The sequence below is a fragment of the Ligilactobacillus saerimneri genome (genome assembly GCF_036689625.1).
Taxonomy (GTDB): Bacteria; Bacillota; Bacilli; order Lactobacillales; family Lactobacillaceae; genus Ligilactobacillus; species Ligilactobacillus saerimneri.
In genome coordinates this window covers 733,119-753,289 of record NZ_CP144759.1, presented here as the reverse complement: position 1 = coordinate 753,289, position 20,171 = coordinate 733,119, and the positions used below count along the sequence as shown (strand labels likewise).

The 20,171-nt window shown below is 42.3% G+C and carries 18 protein-coding genes; 6 read left to right on the top strand and 12 right to left on the bottom strand.

The features are described from left to right. Nucleotides 1-264 precede the first annotated feature (264 nt). The gene (locus V3C97_RS03640; protein ID WP_338434491.1) at nt 265-3,060 is read right to left on the bottom strand and encodes a helicase C-terminal domain-containing protein; all 2,796 of its coding nucleotides are present in this window, start codon (nt 3,058-3,060) and stop codon (nt 265-267) included. A gap of 258 nt (nt 3,061-3,318) precedes the next feature. Between V3C97_RS03640 and mvk the strand changes: the two genes are divergently transcribed. Genes mvk through fni form a run of 4 tightly spaced genes read left to right on the top strand, consistent with a single transcriptional unit; the run spans nt 3,319 to nt 7,399 of the window. Next, nucleotides 3,319-4,272: a mevalonate kinase gene (mvk, locus tag V3C97_RS03635; RefSeq protein ID WP_338434490.1), complete on the top strand. Its 954-nt coding sequence runs from the start codon at nt 3,319-3,321 to the stop codon at nt 4,270-4,272. Nucleotides 4,273-4,274: 2 nt separating this feature from the next. Then, the gene (gene mvaD / locus V3C97_RS03630; protein WP_338434489.1) at nt 4,275-5,246 is read left to right on the top strand and encodes a diphosphomevalonate decarboxylase; all 972 of its coding nucleotides are present in this window, start codon (nt 4,275-4,277) and stop codon (nt 5,244-5,246) included. Nucleotides 5,247-5,273: 27 nt separating this feature from the next. Further along, nucleotides 5,274-6,350, top strand: a complete 1,077-nt coding sequence (locus V3C97_RS03625) for a phosphomevalonate kinase (RefSeq protein ID WP_027826599.1) — start codon at nt 5,274-5,276, stop codon at nt 6,348-6,350. Between the two features lie 11 nt (nt 6,351-6,361). Continuing rightward, complete coding sequence (fni, locus tag V3C97_RS03620; RefSeq protein WP_338434488.1) at nt 6,362-7,399, top strand: type 2 isopentenyl-diphosphate Delta-isomerase; 1,038 nt, start codon at nt 6,362-6,364, stop codon at nt 7,397-7,399. Nucleotides 7,400-7,463: 64 nt separating this feature from the next. Here fni and V3C97_RS03615 read toward each other — a convergent pair whose 3' ends face one another. The 10 genes from V3C97_RS03615 to V3C97_RS03570 all read right to left on the bottom strand — a co-directional run bounded on the left by V3C97_RS03615 (nt 7,464) and on the right by V3C97_RS03570 (nt 16,062). Continuing rightward, complete coding sequence (locus V3C97_RS03615) at nt 7,464-8,864, bottom strand: RsmB/NOP family class I SAM-dependent RNA methyltransferase (RefSeq protein ID WP_338434487.1); 1,401 nt, start codon at nt 8,862-8,864, stop codon at nt 7,464-7,466. 3 nt (nt 8,865-8,867) lie between these two features. After that, nucleotides 8,868-9,863 (bottom strand): hypothetical protein, encoded by a 996-nt coding sequence (locus tag V3C97_RS03610; RefSeq protein ID WP_338434486.1) that lies wholly within the window; start codon nt 9,861-9,863, stop codon nt 8,868-8,870. A 9-nt stretch (nt 9,864-9,872) separates the two neighbouring features. Next, on the bottom strand, nt 9,873-10,187 hold the full coding sequence (locus V3C97_RS03605; protein WP_338434485.1) for a metal-sulfur cluster assembly factor: 315 nt from the start codon (nt 10,185-10,187) through the stop codon (nt 9,873-9,875). A 29-nt stretch (nt 10,188-10,216) separates the two neighbouring features. Next, entirely contained in the window at nt 10,217-10,441 is a 225-nt protein-coding gene (locus V3C97_RS03600; RefSeq protein ID WP_009554471.1) for a YozE family protein, read from the bottom strand. Between the two features lie 10 nt (nt 10,442-10,451). Next, nucleotides 10,452-11,057 (bottom strand): YpmS family protein, encoded by a 606-nt coding sequence (locus tag V3C97_RS03595; protein WP_338434484.1) that lies wholly within the window; start codon nt 11,055-11,057, stop codon nt 10,452-10,454. Further along, nucleotides 11,057-11,989, bottom strand: coding sequence for an SGNH/GDSL hydrolase family protein (locus tag V3C97_RS03590; protein WP_338434483.1), 933 nt, complete (start codon nt 11,987-11,989; stop codon nt 11,057-11,059). The genes V3C97_RS03595 and V3C97_RS03590 overlap by 1 nt, the downstream gene beginning before the upstream one ends. 191 nt (nt 11,990-12,180) lie before the next feature. Continuing rightward, nucleotides 12,181-12,699, bottom strand: a complete 519-nt coding sequence (locus V3C97_RS03585) for a dihydrofolate reductase (protein ID WP_338434482.1) — start codon at nt 12,697-12,699, stop codon at nt 12,181-12,183. Nucleotides 12,700-12,709: 10 nt separating this feature from the next. Beyond that, a complete protein-coding gene (locus V3C97_RS03580; RefSeq protein WP_009554480.1) occupies nt 12,710-13,666 on the bottom strand; it encodes a thymidylate synthase in 957 nt (318 codons plus the stop codon). 9 nt (nt 13,667-13,675) lie between these two features. Next, nucleotides 13,676-15,586, bottom strand: a complete 1,911-nt coding sequence (locus V3C97_RS03575; RefSeq protein ID WP_338434481.1) for an ABC-F family ATP-binding cassette domain-containing protein — start codon at nt 15,584-15,586, stop codon at nt 13,676-13,678. A 239-nt stretch (nt 15,587-15,825) separates the two neighbouring features. Beyond that, nucleotides 15,826-16,062 (bottom strand): DNA-processing protein DprA, encoded by a 237-nt coding sequence (locus tag V3C97_RS03570; RefSeq protein ID WP_338434480.1) that lies wholly within the window; start codon nt 16,060-16,062, stop codon nt 15,826-15,828. Nucleotides 16,063-16,284: 222 nt separating this feature from the next. Between V3C97_RS03570 and V3C97_RS03565 the strand changes: the two genes are divergently transcribed. Next, nucleotides 16,285-16,662 carry a hypothetical protein gene (locus V3C97_RS03565; RefSeq protein WP_338434479.1) on the top strand — a complete coding sequence of 126 codons (378 nt, stop codon included), beginning with the start codon at nt 16,285-16,287 and terminating at the stop codon, nt 16,660-16,662. A 19-nt stretch (nt 16,663-16,681) separates the two neighbouring features. Continuing rightward, nucleotides 16,682-17,173: a hypothetical protein gene (locus V3C97_RS03560; RefSeq protein ID WP_338434478.1), complete on the top strand. Its 492-nt coding sequence runs from the start codon at nt 16,682-16,684 to the stop codon at nt 17,171-17,173. A gap of 35 nt (nt 17,174-17,208) precedes the next feature. Here V3C97_RS03560 and V3C97_RS03555 read toward each other — a convergent pair whose 3' ends face one another. After that, nucleotides 17,209-20,001, bottom strand: coding sequence for a DNA methyltransferase (locus V3C97_RS03555; protein ID WP_338434477.1), 2,793 nt, complete (start codon nt 19,999-20,001; stop codon nt 17,209-17,211). Nucleotides 20,002-20,171 lie beyond the last annotated feature (170 nt).

Sequence of the window (20,171 nt, the reverse complement as noted above, 5' to 3'; positions counted from 1 at the left end):
AGTTGCCCTGAAAATTTTTTATTTTTTACATTCTCCACCTTTTTGCGCACTAGACACGACCTATAAAAATATAGGTGCCAAGCTAAAAGCCCGTCAATCCAACTTTTGTTACTTTTATAGTTGCACATATTTCACTATATATCCTGTGGTTACAAACAAAAGTGCTTATCCGCATGCAATCGCTGCTACAATTTCAAAGATATTTTTTCACGCGCCCACAAAAAATCCAGCTCGTAACAACCTAGAGCTGGATTTTTTGTAAATTTAATTATCTTCAGCCAAAAACTTAGTCACCATATTTCCAATCTGACTAGTTGGATAACGTTTAAACTGCACCTCATTAGGGAAAGCCGCCCGCATTGTATGTCCATAACTTTTCTTATAGATCCGGTTATCCAAAATAACAAACGCGCCTTGGTCATGGGGCGTTCGGATCAACCGACCCCAACCTTGTTTCAAACGCAAAATAGCCTCTGGCAGGAGAACTTCACTAAAGGGATCCAACCCGTTGTGCTGGGCGTCTTCCCGGCGAATTTGGTTAAGCTCTGTATCTGGTGATTGGAACGGCAAGCGCGCCACGATCAATAATTGTAGCTGATCATGAGGTAAGTCAATTCCTTCCCAAAAAGTTCCCGTTCCCAAGAGAACATTAGCATTGTCCTTACCCAGGATGAACCGTTTGCGTAATTTCTCTGCTCCCCCGTTAATTCCCTGGGCGAGAACCGTTCGGCGTTGGGTGAACCCCCGCTCACTCAAGCGCTCGTATACCTCCTTGATGTCATCCAGAGCATTAAAGAGGACCAAGGTTTGAACCGGTATTTGACAAATTTGCTCAATCGCATCCGCTAAGTAAGCGATATATTCTTCCCGTGGTACCTCGGTCACTAACGGGGCATCCGTTGCGACCATCGTGATCGTTTGCTTCTGATAGTCAAACGGTCCTTGATATGTTTCCACCAGCGCATCCCGATCCAAATCAAGTTGGCGGTACATATAATCATCAATCTCCGGCAGAACCAAATCAGCTCCCATAAACAAGACCCGTTGGAACTGCTGGTAGACTTGTTGTTGCAAGTAGTCTTGCCCACTAAGGTAGCCAGTAGTTAACCGCAAGTGGGCAGTTGGATGTGCTGCAAGCGTCAACCAAGTTTGGCTCTTGGTTGGCGCTGCTTGAAGCGCCCCACGGCACAACCTACTCCACGGAGCAAGTTCCTGGTTAATTTCATCCAACAAGGAACATACACTTCGTAATAACTCATTTCCTTCGCGACCAATTTGCCCAGATGCTTGGGCTTGCTGACGCTTATTTTCTAACCATTGGCCAAAGGCTTTTAAATGGGGCAGTGCCCGGTTGATCTGTCCAACCAAAGCACTGTGGCTTTTAATAAAGTCATTGAGGTCTGGTGCAGGAAGTAGTTTTTCCGTATATTCCGTCAACTTTCCCCCACCAACGAAATGGCTCAACAACCGGTGACGGAGGCTAGGAACAGCGTGGTCAATCACTTGAACCTGGCGGAGATAGGTTGTATATTGTTTAGCCGATAACACCCCTATCTTGACTAAATTCTCAAACGAATACGACTGGTGCGACTCCATCTTGACCAAAGCCGTATCGGCTAGGATCTTAACCTGATCAAAATCTACCACCTGCCGGTTAACCCGTGTCATTGTTGTCACCAAGTCTTGCCCTTCATCAATGATCAAATTAGCCCCAAAGTCAGCCAACTCCGTTGCATGCTGCAACAAATACGCATGATTAGTCACTACGATATCGGCACTCTTGAGGGCTAGGGCTTGGCGGCGGACAAAGTCATATTCATAAAACGGACTTGTTTGCTCGAGGGCTGCTAGTCCGTGGTGCTCGATCGTTGTAAATAAGTTGTCCTGAAGTGTGGTCAGGTGAAGTTCTGCAAAATCCCCGGTTTCTGTCATACTCAACCACACGAGAATCTTCATTTGCAAAACACAGGTATTATCATTTTGAGGAAACTTTAGTGACTGAGCAAACCGTGCTAAGTCGATATAGTTACTATTTCCCTTTAACGACAATGCCCGCACCGGAATCTGGGTTAACTCTGTCAAGACTGGTAAGGATGTTTTAAGTAGTTGTTCTTGTAAGGCCATCGTTGCCGTACTGATAACAAATTTTTGCCCCTGACTCACTGCATATAAGGTAGGTAGCAAAAAACCATAGGTCTTTCCCATCCCGGTTGGTGCTTGTACTAACTGTTGCTTTTGTTGGGACGAATGCCAAAAACGATCGATACTGTCCATCATCCGTGCTTGCTCATTTCGCAGGTGCAAGCGTTCACCAAAAAGCTTACGTTTTTGGGCAACTTTACGCGGATATACTTGTGGCTGGATGGTTGTCACTTGCCGTTCTGGGCGCCGTAGCAAAATCCCGCCTACTTCAACAAAACTATTGCTCAAAACTTGGTGGCGGTGCTTGCGATTACGGTAAGCATTAATAAAAAGAGTCCCAGTATCATACAAAAGGTGACTAGCCAGGGGGCGTAATGAAGCAAGTAACGGAAATGGTAGACTGCTCAAACGGTTACGGAGTTTAATAAAAATCCGCGCCGTTGTTTCTGCATCACTATCAGCCCGGTGGGGCCGCTTGTTTTCGATTCCAAGCAGGCTCCCAAGTTCAGCCAACCGATATGAAGATAAGGTTGGAAACAAGACCTGGGCTAACTGGACGGTATCGATACAGGCCAGGTCTAGCATTGGATACCCCACTCTTTCCAATTCACTATTTAAAAAACGATAATCAAACTGAATGTTATGCGCTACAAAATTTGTATCTTGTAATAATGAATAAATGGTTCCCGCCACGTCTTCAAAATATGGGGCGTTGCGGACATCTTTATTAGTAATCCCCGTTAGGTTTTGTGTTTCGCGGGGAATCTTCATCTCAGGGTTAATTAAAGTATTAAATGTATTGATGATTTTATTATTTTTCACGAATACGCAGCTAAACTGGATAATGCGGTCCCCCGTTTCGAAACTAGTTCCCGTCGACTCCAGATCGACTACTGCAAATGTATCTGTCAACTTCATAAATAAATGTCTCACTCCCTGATAATCTCGCTGTAATTTTAACACAAGTCGGTGTTACCACGCGAACTGCAATACCATCCCCTGACATTCGTTTACTCATTTCAGCCCCGTTTCATCCCCAATAATAATCATTTCTTTCATTATTAACCCCAATAAATTTTAACTTTTAGCTATTTTTACAACTAGTTTTTTATTCCCTTGGTTACATAGTGTATAATCATTATGTTTGAAAATTATTTTGAGGAGCATTTTGATAGAATGCGAGAAGATAAATTAACTGCAGTAGGAACTAGTCACGCCAAGATCATTTTGATCGGAGAACACTCAGTAGTATACGGACAGCCAGCAATTGCCTTTCCGTTATCTGCTGTTAGCGTCCGCGTTACAGTTACAGCTAACAATCACCACGGCGTGCGGGTAAAAAGTAGCTTGTACACCGGGCCACTGGCCACTGCTCCGGTAGCACTTGCTGGGACTAAACACTTAGTTGCGGAATTGTTACGGGGATTACCTGCATACCAACGCAACATCACTTTAAACATTAGTAGCAACATTCCGGCCGAGCGCGGAATGGGATCATCAGCTGCGGTTGCCGTGGCGATTATTCGTGCTATTTTCCGTTTTTATGGCTGGACCCTCAACCAGGATGTGCTCTTACATCTGGCCAATATCTCTGAGATTGATACCCATAAAAACCCCAGTGGTCTGGACGCAACTACGGCTGCCAACGCTTCCCCGATTTGGATGATTCGTGACCATGAGATCAAACAGATCCCTATCACTAGTCGTGGCTACCTTGTTATTTGTGATAGTGGCATCCTCGGTCAAACCAAAGAAGCGATTGCGATTGTCCGCCAAAAGATGGAACGTGATCCGCAGGGCACTACCCAGCACCTATACAATCTCGGTCAACTAACAGCACAGGTCCGAACCCTTTTAGCCCAAGATGATGTCATAACGCTGGGACAAGCATTAGGCCAAGCCCACCAGGAACTCAAGGAATTGGGGGTAAGTTTGCCTGCCATTGATGACCTGATCACTGCCAGCTATGCGCATGGTTCATTGGGCAGTAAACTTACTGGCGGCGGACGCGGGGGATGCTTCATCTGCCTAACTGCTGATCGACTTACTGCAGAAAAATTAGCTGATTATATGAAGACCCAGGGGGTAGTTCAGACTTGGATTGAACCTCTGGCAACGTCAAAGGAGTAATTATGTCAAAAACTGTCACTGCGCGGGCGCATACCAATATTGCGCTTGTCAAATATTGGGGGAAAAAAGATGACGAACTGATCATCCCGATGAACAGCTCGCTTTCCCTTACTTTAGATCATTTCTATACTGACACAACTGTCACATTTGATTCCCAACTAACGGCTGACCATTTTACTTTAGACGGGCAAATAATGCCTGTAAGTGCTAAAATTACCAGGGTTATTGACCAGGTGCGGACCTTAGCTGGAATCACTACTCCTGCGCGCATTGATTCAATCAATCATGTGCCTAATATGGCAGGTTTAGCATCCTCTGCCAGTGCTTTTGCTGCCCTTGCTTTGGCCGCTAGTCAGGCTGCAGGCTTGGATCTTTCCTTGCGGGATGTCTCTCGCCTAGCTCGTCGCGGGTCAGGTTCTGCTACTCGGTCAGTTTACGGGGGCTTTGTCGAATGGCAAATGGGACATGATGATACCGATTCTTATGCCGTTCCTTATTTGGAACACCCTGACTGGGATATCCATGTTCTAGCAGTGGTAGTCAACAGCGCGCCCAAGGCTATCTCCTCTACGGCAGGAATGAAGCGGGTAGTTTCAACTTCCCCATTCTATCCCGCATGGGTTGAGCAGACAGCTAAAGATATGGTCACGATCAAACAGGCTATTACTGCCCACGATTTCACCCAATTAGGTGAAACTGCTGAAGCTAATGCGATGAAGATGCATGCACTTAATATGGCTGCCCTACCACCTTTTAGCTACTTTAGTCCGGATACTATTCGGATTCTCGATGCAATTGCGGAACTTCGCCAGCAAGGATATGAGTGCTATGCTACGATTGATGCGGGACCAAACGTAAAAATTCTCTGCCAAGCGGCTACTAAAGACCATATTATTAACTATATCCAGGGACTTCTCCCTGCTAGTCAGATTTATAGTGCTACTGTGGGTCCAGGAGCAACAATCTGCGAATAACTGTTAACTTTGAAAGGACTTGATTTTTTGATTGAGGCACAAGCACCAGGAAAACTATATATTGCAGGCGAATATGCCGTAGTGGAAACAGGCTACCCTGCCATCCTCGTTGCTCTCGACCAATTCATCCGGGTGCGGGTTTCCCCTAGCCACGGATACGGAACGATCTATTCACAACAATACAAAGAAAATTCAATTCATTGGCGCCGTAAAGGCAACCAGATTGTGCTCGATAATCGGGACAATCCTTTTCACTATATTCTTTCCGCCATTAGAATCACGGAAGAATATGTGCAGTTGCAAACACAGCGCCCTTTGACAACTTACGATCTCACGATTGATAGTGACCTCGATAGTGTTGACGGTAAGAAATACGGCCTTGGTTCTTCGGCAGCAGTCACTGTGGCTACGATTAAAGCTCTCTGTCAGTTTTACAATTTAGCCATTACTAAGAACACACTCTTTAAATTGGCAGCTATTGCGCATTTTGAAGTGCAAGGTAATGGTTCCTTGGGCGATATCGCCGCAAGTGTTTATGGCGGTTGGATTGCTTATCATTCTTTTGATCGTGAATGGCTCTTGGTTGCACGCCAACAACTCAGCTTAGAACAACTCCTAGCTACTGATTGGCCCCAATTAGCTATTGAACAACTCACCCCACCCCCAGCGCTAAAACTGGTAATCGGATGGACTGGATCGCCGGCATCAACATCCCGCCTGGTCGATGCTGTCAGTTTGATCAAGGCCCAAAAACATCAAGGATACCAAGCCTTCCTAACTGCTAGCAAAGATTGCATCCACCAGTTAATCACAGGTTTTAAAAACCATGACTTAGCGCAAATTAAAGCAGGTATCCGTGCTAACCGCCAGATTTTAAGCAACTTGGCCCAGATCAGCCAGGTTGACATCGAAACACCATTACTTACTCGGCTCATCGATATTGCTGAGGAGATGGAAGCTGCCGCTAAGACTTCTGGTGCTGGTGGTGGCGATTGCGGGATCGCAATTACCGATAGTGATACAGCAGCCACCACCATCCGTAACCAGTGGCAAGCTCATGGAATCGAACCACTTGCCCTCCAGGTCCATACAATTACTGAATAAAGGATAGAATTATGGAAGATAATATTCATGCGCAACGCAAAAATGAACATTATTTTATCGCTGAAAAGTTATATCAGGCAGACGCCCACAATGGTTTGGACCAAGTCCAACTTCACCCTGACAACTTGCCCGAACTTGCTTTAGCTGATATCGACTTGCGGACAACCCTGGTTGGTCAACCAGTCAACGTCCCCTTCTTTATCAATGCGATCACTGGTGGTAGTCAACAAACCACCAAAATTAACCAACAATTGGCGACTGTTGCTGCTCAAACCGGAATCCCTATGGCTGTTGGCTCGGAAAGTATTGCCCTCAAATTGGGAACAACTGCAGGTTTTGAGGTCATTCGCCAAGCCAATCCAGATGGTTTTGTACTAGGCAATTTGGGGGCTGGACATAATTTGCATAATGCAAGAAAGGCTGTCCGCCTGATTAATGCGGATGCTTTGGAAATTCACCTGAACGTTGCCCAAGAATTGACCATGCCGGAAGGCGACCGGTCTTTTAAATGGAGTGCCAACTTACGAGAAATCATTACCCACCTCGAACAACCCGTCCTAGTCAAGGAGGTGGGGACCGGGATGAGCACCACTACGTTAGAAAAATTACGCCGGCTAGGGGTTAAATACGTCGATCTTTCCGGAGCTGGTGGGACTAACTTCGTTGCAATTGAAAATGAACGGCGCCATCATCAGGATTTTGGTTTTCTCCATGAAATTAGTCTGTCCACTGCTCAAAGTTTGTTATTAGCCCAGGACTTCTCCCATGATTTCGAATTTACGGCTTCGGGCGGAATCCGGTCTGCGCTTGACATTGCTAAATGCTTAGTTCTTGGCGCCAGCAACGTTGGTATCTCGGGCCAGTTCTTGCATATTTTAATCAAGCACGGACCCGACGCCTTGGTTACATACATTGAAACTTTAAAAGATGAGCTTCGGAATATTATGGTCCTCTTAGGTTGCCAACGGGTTTCTGACCTGCACCAGGTAGCATATACCCTCAGCCCTGAACTGTGGTTATTCAAACAGCAACATCAAAGTAATAATTAATAAATAAAACGGCTTGGAAGCACGTATTTAACACTAACTCCAAGCCGTTTTATTTTCTCAAGCATTAAAACCGTAATCCCTTAGGGAAAAAGTTTTTGATTACCCCATTAACCAGTTTCCCCATTGCAAATGGTTTGCCAGCACAAACTAGCAGATACCATCCATTAGGCTGGCTAGGGCCCGTATATTGGACCGTATTTCCGCCGACATATTGCCGCCACTCACTTTCATCTAAATCCAGTTTAGCTTGAATTTCAGCTGGTTGCACAGCTAAAGCCAAGGCATAACTTGGTTCAAAGCGGTGTTTCTTAAATTCGCCTAATAAAATACCCGGACGCACATACTTCATCTGGTCAATATCTGGCCAACTTGCATCATAGTAATACAAGTAATTACCATTGAGACGCAAATTATTAGTGCTGAATTTTTGTCTTCCTCGATCCATAAAGAAGGACTGTTTAAATTCTTCCCACAATGCTAGTTGTTCTTTGCTTAAACTGTTACCCTTCCTGCGGGCTTGTTTTCCGTGGCGCTTCTTTTTCTTAGTTGTAGGGGCAGGAGCAAGTTCTGGAGCTGTTTGTGCTAATTGAAACTTAGCCACAAATTGGCCTTCACCTTGAAAATGGTGGGGCATCATCCGTACTGCCTTAGTCATTTCCGGATCATTATCAGCAAATGCCGGTTGTCCAGGCGTCATCCCGGCTACTTTAGGTACCGCCACCATTTCTAATTCAGGATAAGTCGCCAATAACCACGCAGCAATCTGCTCATCTTCTTCGGGAGCAAAAGTACACGTTGAATATACCAGTTGTCCCCCAGGACGCAACATCTTTAAAGCTGAATTCAAAATATTTTTCTGTCGTACAGCACATTCAGCTGGATAGTGTTCATGCCAATAAGTGACTGCATTGTGATCTTTTCGAAACATCCCTTCGCCTGAACATGGGGCATCCACTACAATCTTATCAAAGTATGCGGGGAAATACTGTTCCATATTGGCAGGATCTTCATTCAGCACGATCACATTTGTAGCTCCAATCCGCTCCATGTTTTCGGCCAAAACACGTGCACGCTTGGTATTAATCTCGTTGCTAACCAACAATCCTTGATTTTGCAATTGCGCTGCTAATTGGGTTGATTTTCCGCCGGGAGCAGCACATAAATCTAACACTCGTTCCCCTGGTTGAGCAGCAGCCACTTCCGCAACATACATTGCACTGATATCTTGACTATAAACATAACCGGCCTGGTGGGCTAGACTTTTCCCAGATACCGTCCCATAATAAGCATCCTGTACAAATGGGACTGGATGGTGCAAATCTAAAGCGACGTCTTGGTACTTCGCTTTGAGGGGGTTGAGTCGAAAACCATGCTCTACATCCTGATCAAGGCTCGCAAAAAAAGCTGGCGCCTCATCGCCCAACAGGTTTGTATATTTATCTATAAAAGCTTGTGGCAGTTGCACACGCTACTCCTCCTTTTTCTTTTTGTCTAATATTATCGCAAATATAATCCTAAATGCTGTCAGTAAAACTATATATAATCCCCCTAAGAACATTAACAAGCTAGTATAAGTAGTGAAACTAAACTTGAATATTCCCAGCATTGTCCCCAAGACCAAACCTAAGCCATTCAAAAAGCTAAAGAGAGCCAGCTGGTGGAAAAGGATTCGGTCACGGTTGAGCGTGATGAATTTTTTGGTAAAAACATCCTTACGGGATACCATTATCCAGAACAAGATCTCAAGTAATGCCATAACTACTATCCCTACCAATTGTAAGGATTGCTGACTATGCAGGGCGACCCATGAGTCTTTCTTGGTAATTAACTTGGTATTAAACAACTTCTTAACTTTTTGTGCACCCAAGATTTTTTGCAAAGTTGCTGACTTTACCGGTTGCTTCGTTGCCGTATCAATGATGATGCGGTATGCACTAGCAGCAGTATTCTGCGCCCGTTGGCTTGACATCGAAATAAAGACCTGCTTGTCCAATTGCGATTTATACTTACTCCCCATAACACCAACTACTGGAATATATTGCCCGTCTTGCTTCAAGTAGGCTTGATCCTTAGGTTGATAGAGTTTTTTCTCCCAATCTTTACCTACAACTGCCGTTTCTACAGCTGAAGTAAAGTCACTAGTGGAGAAAAACGAGCCTGAAATCATCGGGGGGATACTGAACTTACCTTGCCCATAAAAATAAATGCGTTGTGAGTTATGTTTATCTTGAAAATGAATCTGTGCATCCTCTAGTTCTTCACTTTTAGTTACACGTTCTAAAAGCTCACTAACCTTAGTCCCCTTTTTCATTTGTATCTGGTAAGACTGGTTTGACAAGTTAGATTTGTTGAGGCGCATAACGTAGTCTGCTTCCTGAATGCGGTAAAAAATTACGACACTTAGAAAAGCTACTATTCCTGCATACAAAACAATCAGTAGTTTTTGGTTGAAAAAGTTTCGCATCGTTGCCTCCTATATTCCCAGTGCCACTCGTGCATAGCGTGACATCCGGTCAATTGTCCAGACAGGTTCAAACGTAAACTTGACTTGTGTCTGTTCAATCTCAGGAACCTGTTTGAGGGCTTCTACTACCATTTCAGCCAAAACATTGGTTAATGGACACCCCATAGTTGTTAAAGTCATCGTTACGGTACAAATACCATCTTTAGCCAAATCTACCCCATATACTAATCCCAGGTTAACAATATCTATCCCTAACTCAGGATCAATGACTTGCTCTAATCGGGTTACAATATCGTCCCGAATCTCCTTATTAGTTCGTGCCATCTTCATCGCCTCTTTCATCACGTTTTGCTTCAACTCATTTTAGCAAGATAACGATCCCATGCCTCATCAAAAATTGTCATGGTCGGAAGATAGGCCGCGTTGAGTTCTAAATATTGCGAAAGTTCCTCATAGTCTTGTGACTGCTTAGGAAATGATTGGTCATAAAAGGCTCCTTCAGCAAATTCAGCAATCTCATCATGACTATCGCGATTTCGTTCTGTCATTAAGTATTGATAAAAACTTTGTCGATACATCTGTTATCACCTATTCTAATGGGATTTGCACTTTAAAGCGGATGTCATTATGTTGCAAATCTAGTTTTTCGCCCTTGATCTTAATTTTATTCTTATTCGTCAACGAGTTCATATTCAAGGTAATAAGTTCTTTTTTGTCATCAATTGTTGCCCGTTTACCTAGATCATAATTATTTTTAACGTACTTTAAAATAAAGGCTGGTGGAGCATTCAACGAACCAATCGCCACTGATTGAGCCTTGAGCGCAATATTCCCCCGTTTATCTAGATAAGGTTTGGTATACAAAGTGAAAGAAACTTTTTCTCCCAAAACCTTTGTTGTTCCGATAAGAATCGCAGCTTTTTTGTGCAAAGCAAAATGGTACTGAACACCTGTCTTTTGACTATTTTTTCGCAAATAGTAATTGATAGCCGCCACGAGTTGTGATTTATTAGCCGAAACATCAATCTCAGAATATTTTTTCTGTGTGGTTTGCTGCTTAGGAAGTTCGGTCTGTTCTACTGTTGGTGTCATAATTTTGCTGGTAATAAAGATCCCCCCAGCAATGTTGAGTGCCAATAGTACGGCAAATGCCCATTTCCAATAATTCTTCTTGTGTGTTTCCTTTTGCACCACTAGCTATCCCCTTTCTTTTGACGCCAAGTTGCACTGTGGGCTTGCATCACTTGGTAAAGTTGCTCAGTCATATATTTGTATCCCTTTAAGTTCGGATGGAAATGATCCTGACTGGACAAGAAATCATTTTTTTCCTTAGCATCAGTTAACAGATCTTCAGCTTTTTGTTGGGAAACTTTACCTAAATCAATCGTTGTACTGTTTTTTAAAGATTTTTTGGAGCGGTGGAGGTATTGCCCTTCTGACAATTGGTGATTAATATCTACGAAATAAACTTTTTCAAAGCCCTGACCTGTTTTTTTTGCAACTTCATTCCATTCGTCAGTATACTTCTGTAACGCAGTCAATGTTGGAAAATATACATAGAACGGATTATAAACGCTAAATAAGAAAATCGGCGCATGTCCGTTGTAGGTCCGAATGGTCTGTAACAATTGTTTTAACTTAGCTTGGTATTGCTGCTCTTGTCCATCCATAACGCTAGCCAAGTCGTTATTCAATAATTTGCCTGCATTCTTTTGCAGGACTTGCATCAAGTCATTGCCCCCCACAGTTAACGTAATAACGTCAGCTTGGTGCAAATCTTGTTGTAGTTGTTTTTGGGTCTTGATTCGAGTTTCAATCTGATCACTCCGATCGCCTGTTTTACCGTAGTTACTCGTCGTTACCTGGAGATCAGATTGTTTATTTAATTTTTGTTTAATCAGATAGACATAGCCACCCTTGTTAGTAGTATCACCTACACCATGAGTCAGTGAGTCACCCACTGCACATAATTTCACCTTTTGGGGTGGGGTCGGCTGGTGTTTCTTCGTCGTCGGGATGGCAACTGGTGCAGGCGAAGCAAACATTACCTTCATAACTCCCAAAAATATCCCCACTAAAAGTAAAACAATTCCACTAAAAACAAGGCCTTCCTTAAATTTTTTCATATTAATACTTTAGCTCCATCTCATACATTACTGAATATCTATTTTAACCTAAGAATACTATTATTCCTAGGTTTGCCCGCCATCTTCCCTTAGTTTTACACCAATTCTTAACTTTTGTAACTTTCGTTCATTTCAAAAGGAAGACACCAGTAAGCAACAAAGTAATTGTTGCCTACCAGTGTCTTTATAAGTTAAATTGAATCTTTTGGTTTGCGTTGATATACGCGAAACTCATATGGATACTGATTTTTCTCATCAACTTGTCCCGACTGTACCGAAATCAAATCAAAGTTTCGATAATCTATTGTTGGCATCGTCACGTCACCATCAAAATGAGCTTTGATCACAGTCTGATACAAGGTATCTACTTCATCTTTTAGCAAAGTGAACAGACTGGCGCCCCCTAAGACAAAAATATCTTCATCAGGATGTGCAGTTATCCATGCTTTCATCTCTGCAGGTGTTATGAAGACTTCTAAGTTGTCTGTCACCCGGGCTTTTTCTTTCAAAGCTGCATTTCTAGTCAAAACTAGATGTAATCGGTGGGGCAACATTCCCGGAAAACTAGCAAAAGTTTTGCGTCCCATAAGGATTGGATGTCCCAATGTCCGCTGCTTGAAATACGCTAAGTCAGCTGGTAAATGCCACGGAAGATGTCCATCCTTACCGATATGTCCGTCAAGGTCTTCTGCCCAAATATATGCTAACATCAGATACCTCCTAGACAGCTACTGGAGCCTTGATAGCCGGCCCACTTTGATAGTCTAAAACTTTGATATCTTCCATATCAAAGTCCATGATATTGGTCTTATCAGGGTTGAGCCAGAGCGTAGGTGCAGCAAAAGGTTGACGCTGGAGTTGCTCTTGAACTTGGTCAAAGTGATTGTTGTAAATATGCGCATCACCAAGGGTATGAACAAACTCACCGACCTCTAGTCCTGTTTGTCGGGCAATCATATGGGTTAGTAAGGCATAGCTTGCAATGTTAAACGGCACCCCTAAGAAAACATCTCCGCTCCGCTGGTACAATTGACAGCTGAGTTTATTATCATTTACATAAAACTGAAAAAGTGTGTGACATGGTGGCAAAGCACTGTTTGGCACATCTTCTGGATTCCACGCTGATACAATGAGCCGGCGGGAATCAGGATTGGTCTTAATAGTTTCGATAACATTTTGAATTTGGTCGATCGTTTCGCCTTGACGAGTTTGCCAGTGCCGCCATTGGGCTCCATAAACATCTCCCAAGTTACCATACTTAGCAGCAAACGCATCATCATTGACAATACGTTCACAAAAAGCCTTTTTTTCAGCCTGATAAAGTTCATTAAACGCAGGGTCTGCCTGTGCCCGCAACCCAAAGTCCGTCATATCGGGACCATGGTACTCATCACTTTCAACCCAGTTTTTAAATGCCCATTCATCCCAAATATGGTTTTTGTGCTTCAGCAAATACTGAATATTAGTATCCCCCCGCAAGAACCATAGCAGCTCGCTTTTGATTAAACCAAACGGAACTTTTTTAGTTGTTAACAAAGGAAAGCCTTGACTCAAATCAAACCGCATTTGGTAACCAAACAAGCTTTTGGTCCCCGTCCCAGTACGGTCAGCTTTAGCATGCCCATGCGCCAGTATATCTCTAATTAATTGCAAATAAGGTTCATCAAGATTTGCCATTTTGTCCTCCTAAAGATCAACGTATTCGCTAAGTTCTAGCCAACGTTCTTCTCTTTCATCAATTGCTTGGGTTAATTCATCTACTTGGGCTTGTAAGTCTCCCAACTTGGCATAATCTGAGCCATCAACTTGACTCATTTCGGCGAGCAAAGCATCTTTTTTCTGACCAAGTTGTTCCATCTCTTTTTCGATCCGTTCATATTCCAAACGTTCCGCATAGGTCAGCTTAGTTTTGACTTTCTTAGCTGCTGGTTTGGCAGTTGCAGCTGTTTGCTCATGGGATTGGGGCTTGTTTTCAGCCTGAAAGGTAGCCTGCTTTTGTGCCTTAGCTAGATAATCCGTAAATGAGCCTGCATAGCGCTTGATTTGCCCATCACCGGCAAAGATGAGCAATTTATCGGCAACCTTATCCAGGAAATACCGATCATGAGAAACAGTGATAACAGTCCCATTAAATTCATCTAAATAGTCTTCTAAGACTGTCATGGTCGCAATATCCAAGTCATTAGTGGGCTCGTCTAACAGCAAGACATTTGGTTGTTCCATCAACAACCGTAACAGATACAGACGACGTTGTTCTCCACCGGATAATTTTCGAATCAGTGTTCCATGCATAAAACGTGGGAACAAGAACTGTTCCAAAAGCTGAGTGGTGCTAATCCGCTCCCCATCCCGGTTAATAATGTTTTCGCCAATCTCGTTGAGATAGTTGATCATTCGCTTATCACCTGGAATAGGTGGCATCTGTTGCCGATAATAACCAATGCGTACAGTTTCGCCAACTATCAATTGACCATCCGCTAATTCTTGGTCACCTGCCAAGATGTTGAGCAAGGTACTCTTACCAGCACCATTAGCACCGGTGATCCCAATCCGGTCACCAGCTTGAATTAAATAATTGAAGTCACGGATGATTTGGTGCCCTCCGATGGCTAAGCTAGCATCTTGTAGCTCCAACACCTTTTTACCCAGACGTTTTTGCCCAATATTAATATTGACATTATCTGTTGCTTGCACTTTACTATCAGCTAGGTCTGCTTTAATTCGTTCAAAGTTGTTGATTCGGGCTTGTTGCTTGGTTGTCCGTGCCTTAGCTCCGGTTCGCATCCAGGCTAATTCTTTTTTATATAGTTGCTTTTGCTTGTGTTCAGCTACGGCCTCACGTTCAACCCGTTCAGCCTTTTGACGGATAAAGTCCTGGTAATTACCCGGATAGGCATATAATTTTCCAAAGGAAAGTTCCATAATTTGCGTTGCAACATGATCAAGAAAATACCGGTCGTGGGTAACAACTAGTAGAGCTCCCTTGTAGTTAGCAAGGTAATCTTCCAACCATTCGATCGAGTCAAAATCCAAGTGGTTTGTCGGTTCATCCAGAATCAGCAAATCCGGTCGTTGAACTAACACCTGTGCTAACCCCACTCGTTTCTGCTGTCCTCCGGATAGTTCACCCACTTTGACATCTAAATCATCGATATGCAACTGGCTCAGGATAGTTTTCACATCACTGTCGGCAGTCCACGCATCTTCCTGGTTCATCAAGTCTTCAGCCCGATTATACTGTTCCTGCAATTTAGGATCTTCTGGGTTCTGACTGTACCGTGCCAAAACTTCTTCATAGTGGCGGATCGTTTGAAAAACTGGGGCTGCCCCCTCAAAGATTGCTTCCATAATGGTGGCATTTTGGTCCAGGGGCGGTCGCTGTTGGAGATAACTGATTCGATAATCATTGGGGCTGATCAAATCACCACTATCAGCAGGATCAATTCCGCTCAATGCATTTAATAATGTTGTCTTGCCGGATCCGTTGGTACCAATCAAACCAATCCGATCATTTTCATTGATCAAAAAGTTAACATCCTGAAAAAGGGTCTTTTCACCATATGTTTTGGTTAAGTTCTCAATTCTTAGTGTCTTCATCGCTTCTCGTCCTAAACTAAAAATGAATTTCTAAGATAACATTATAGCAAAAACTACTCTTAGCTTCATCCATGGAAATCGCCCTAATTTGTTAATTTAAGGAATTTAGCGACCAAGCCATTGGGCTAGGTTTTATAGGAATTTTATCAAATATTGTATATTACAATTATGATAAGGGATAGTTATTGTGATTTCAAACGATCTAAGTGCATTATTAAGGTTTATTGCATAACACAATTTTATAATTGCAACTCATCAAGAATATCAGTCGCTGCTAACACTGGCTTGGCTCCAGCCTGAATTAATTGATTGCAACCGACATATTTTTCTTCGTCAATGGGTCCGGGAACAGCAAGTACATCCTGATTTTCTCGGAGGGCCATTTTTGCCATAACAAGACTTCCACAACGAAAAGAACCCGCCAAATCAACGTTTGACGGGCTTATTTTTATACATTTGTCACATTTTCGCCTCACCTGTCATTTTCGGTCATCTTACGACAACAACAAACAGGCTTGGCCTTTCATTACATTATAACACTTGACTGACAATATAACAGGCTCTCAGATGAATCAAACAATGTAACTGTCCACAAAATTGTTTTAATTTAATTATCTCTTTTTGATGACAACTAGACGACGGGCAAAACCCGTCTTAATGAATTCATGTTGAAGAACAACAATAAAGGAGTGATTGATTTGAAGACTTATAGCTATCCTGAGAACGTCAAAAATGACATCAAAGAATATATTAATGATGAATTGGATACAGGAACCTTTGGACTACTTGTCCAAGGGGATGAAGATACAATTGAAGACATCAGAGACACTCTATTTAATGAAGATTCTGTGACAGGAAATGCAAGTGGCAGTTACACTATGAATACGTTAAAGGCTGAAGAAAATCTAGTAGGAAACTGGGACCTACTGGAAGAAGCGATGAGTGAATTTGACCTACACGTAAACCCTATTGAAAAAGGTGCTGAGTGGTGTGATTCGCTGATCCGGTGCTACCTGGTTGACTGGTGCTTCACTGAAGCACTTAAAGAAATTACGAAGCATGAAACTAAGAACTAATAAAAAAGGAGATCATATCATGACTAATAATAAGGAAGAAAAAAATTTAAAAGGTATCCAACGTTACTACACCCGTACTCGTCAAGGTGCACATGGCAATAACTATTACCTTGAACCAAAGCAAACATGCCCTGTTGATGTTTTGAATGACAAAGAAAGATTTGTGATTTTAACGTTTGATAAGGATGATGACTACATCGTAATTAACAATCAGCGTTACTACCTCAATAAATACAACTCCATTAAAGCTACAGATAAAATCCAGCAACGTGTTGCTATCGTTGACTTAAAAGAACTAAAGAAGTCAAAGCCTTACAAATATGATAAGAAGTTTGATCGCGAACACACGTCCAAGTTTGCTAGTTTTGACGAACTCGAAAAGCTTGCTAAGCAACAATGGCTAATTAACGGTGCTCCATACGTCAAGCAAGTTGCTTTATATAACGAGAAAGAGCAACGTTGCCGTTACTACTATGAACCAAGTTGTGACCGTCGCCTTGCGATTGCATAACAAAAAAGACCCGGCAATGCCGGGTTTGTTTTTACTTAGTTAGATGTTAACTTTTGATACATTTCAAAAAGTCGTTGTGCTATTTCTTGTTCAGTAGCTGATGGCCTTAATCCATAAGCTTTCATAACAGCTTTATCGTTTGCTTCATGTGCCTTATAAAGAGGTTTTGTCATCCCAGCTGGATTATAGAGATCAGCAAGAGAACTGTTTGGTGATTCTTTACGTGCGTCAATTATTGATTGTGCAGATTTAGAAATACGTTCTGTTTGCTTGTCATCAACATCCGGCCATGGAAAATTATTATAAACTATTTTGGCAGAATATCTAAAGTCACTCTTCAAGCGTCCTGCTACACATTTTATCCACACAGTATGCACTTTGCTTTCAATTATTCCGAATTCATATAATGAAGAATCAGGGATGATAAGCAATGCGTCTGTTGCTATTGTGTCTGGACTTTCCAGAGTTGCAGGAACGTAGTCTCTGTTTTGAGATGAAACACGTGGAACTGCCAAGTAAGTGTGATGTGGCTGCCGTATTTCTCCAAACAATGAAGGAGTGGATGCTAACTTTTGTGTGGCTTTACGCTTGCTTGACTCTCTGTATTCCTTAACATGATCAACTGCATCTTTAACTTTATTTATTTTCATCCATTGCGATGGCTCAACGTTATCTAGCCATATACAATATCTCTTTTCATTATGAAGTAGTTCCCTGCTACCAAGAATTGGATGTATGAAAGTTTTAGATTCAGGATAGCCTTTTATCAACTCGTTAACATCCTGTTGCGACCAGTTACTTAGCCATCCTTTATCGTTTGGCATACTTCCAAAATTCATCGGTGATACATTCTGAATTGGCTTAGACCGCGACGTGATCAAAATGTTAGGACCAGCTAGTAAATATGGATTGATGTTTGATGGTTGGGTTACCTCATTTCCATCGTATAGCTCCTTTTGTTGTCTTGGAACCTCTGTAAATCCTATGATCACCACATGCACGTGAGCTTTGTTTTTCGCTTCGTTATCCCACACAAAGGTTCTATAAGCAAAATCTATTGAAACATCCTGACCAATTGTATTCCATAGTATGGCTGGCTGCTGACCTTGACTTATACTATTAGTAGAAACAAAAGCACATTTCACAGTAGTTCCGTGGATGTAATCGCAGGCTTTCTTATACCATGCCGTAACATAATCGAGATTGTTAATGCCTTTAGCTCCTTCAAACGTATCTTTCATATCTTGCTTCTGGCTCTCCGTCATCAAGCGAGCACCGATAAACGGTGGATTACCCATTATGTAATTCAACTCATAAGGTTTAATAATATCTGTCCAGTTCATTCTGAGAGCGTTGCCTTCATAAATAGAGTCGTTACTGTCTAAAGGCAAGAAGTCTTTGTTTGCAAATGTAATGTCTTTAGTTTGCTCCCACATTTGTGACTCAGCAATCCACATAGCAGTCCTTGCAACTGATACAGCAAAGTCGTTAATCTCAATACCGTAAAAATTTTGAATTTTAACTTTCTGATCACTTTCATCAGTTAATGCCAATGCACCTTGGTCGCCAACGATTATTCTCAAACATTCATTTTCCATCTTACGCAATGATAAATATGTTTCAGTTAAAAAGTTTCCAGAACCACAAGCAGGATCAAAGAACTTTAATTTACCCAACTTGTCTCTAAATTCTTTTGCACGAGTCACTCGTTGCTTACGATTACCCATGTTTTGGATTTTGTCGAATTCCTCGTACAAATCGTTTAGAAATAACGGGTCAATCACTTTATGAATGTTTTCAATACTGGTGTAATGCATTCCACCTGAACGTCTGGTTTCAGGGTTCAAGGTTGATTCAAAGACAGCACCAAAAATGGTTGGACTGATTCCTGACCAATCAAATCCTTGTCCAGCATCTTCCACAATCAATCTTTTCAGTTCATCAGTGAACTGGGGGATAATTAAATTCTCATCAGAAAACATACCACCGTTAACGTAACTAAACTGTTGTAATTCCTCTGACAAGAATGGGTCACGCTCATCTTCTTTTTGATCTAAAACTCTGAACAAATCAGCTAAAGCGCTTCTAATGTCTTGTGGTTCTTTTCGCTCAATGAAATGCTGAAAGATATCCTCTTTACCAAACAAGTTGCTATCGTCGGCATACATTAAGAAAACTAAACGGACAATCAACATGTTAAGACTCTTTTGTATCTTCGGGTCGTTAACGTCAACACCTCTACCTTTTGAGTAAGCCGTTGTCAGTTCGTTGTAGATTTTACCTACCAGATTACCTGCATCAACTGACAACTGCTTTTCATTAATGACTTGCTGTTGGCTTGCATCAACCATAAACTCTAAAGATTTGACGTTCTTTGGCAAGTCTTCCAGCATTATCACTTTTGGCTTATCGAGTGGACGCTCCATATCATGGATATCAATTTCATTAAAGTTTGACACGATGATCCATCGTGGTTGTTCACTGCTTGGTAGAAAGTTAGCGTATCGTTTAGCTTGCTCAAATGGTGTTAAGTCATCCCCACCGGATTGATGGATTGGCTTTGACAAATCTTTAACGTTTTTTCCTTTCATTTCTACAATTGTTTTAGTAGAAGGAATGTATCCATCAATTCGTCTAGTTGACACCTTTCCGTCTGCTTTCACTTGCACATCTTTTTCATATTCAATGTAGTTCAAGTAGTCATCAACACCATACACCCGCTGAAGCAAATCATTCCAGAAACTTTGCCGGTCGGCGTCTTCCCTACCCTTCTTGTCACTGCTCCATGTCTTAACAAATTCACGTGCGTTTTGCTGTCTTGTCGCCATCTATAACTCGTCCTTTTCTGTATGATCTTTTTTATTCTATCATATTGGTTACAGTCTCTGCGGGAAGAGCATAAGGATCACCGCCTAATTGCCCTGATTGTCTAACGAGTCCATCACAGTTTGACAATGTATAGACAATACAACTAAATAACCGACAGAGGGATGTTTAG

Bases quoted from the DNA above. Each gene is read 5' to 3' on its own strand.
- mvaD (WP_338434489.1), top strand. From the start codon at position 4,275: ATGTCAAAAACTGTCACTGCGCGGGCGCATACCAATATTGCGCTTGTC.
- V3C97_RS03585 (WP_338434482.1), bottom strand. From the start codon at position 12,699: ATGTTAGCATATATTTGGGCAGAAGACCTTGACGGACATATCGGTAAG.
- V3C97_RS03590 (WP_338434483.1), bottom strand. From the start codon at position 11,989: ATGAAAAAATTTAAGGAAGGCCTTGTTTTTAGTGGAATTGTTTTACTT.
- V3C97_RS03610 (WP_338434486.1), bottom strand. From the start codon at position 9,863: ATGCGAAACTTTTTCAACCAAAAACTACTGATTGTTTTGTATGCAGGA.
- mvk (WP_338434490.1), top strand. From the start codon at position 3,319: ATGCGAGAAGATAAATTAACTGCAGTAGGAACTAGTCACGCCAAGATC.
- V3C97_RS03575 (WP_338434481.1), bottom strand. From the start codon at position 15,586: ATGAAGACACTAAGAATTGAGAACTTAACCAAAACATATGGTGAAAAG.
- V3C97_RS03560 (WP_338434478.1), top strand. From the start codon at position 16,682: ATGACTAATAATAAGGAAGAAAAAAATTTAAAAGGTATCCAACGTTAC.
- V3C97_RS03600 (WP_009554471.1), bottom strand. From the start codon at position 10,441: ATGTATCGACAAAGTTTTTATCAATACTTAATGACAGAACGAAATCGC.
- V3C97_RS03580 (WP_009554480.1), bottom strand. From the start codon at position 13,666: ATGGCAAATCTTGATGAACCTTATTTGCAATTAATTAGAGATATACTG.
- V3C97_RS03605 (WP_338434485.1), bottom strand. From the start codon at position 10,187: ATGGCACGAACTAATAAGGAGATTCGGGACGATATTGTAACCCGATTA.
- fni (WP_338434488.1), top strand. From the start codon at position 6,362: ATGGAAGATAATATTCATGCGCAACGCAAAAATGAACATTATTTTATC.
- V3C97_RS03640 (WP_338434491.1), bottom strand. From the start codon at position 3,060: ATGAAGTTGACAGATACATTTGCAGTAGTCGATCTGGAGTCGACGGGA.
- V3C97_RS03555 (WP_338434477.1), bottom strand. From the start codon at position 20,001: ATGGCGACAAGACAGCAAAACGCACGTGAATTTGTTAAGACATGGAGC.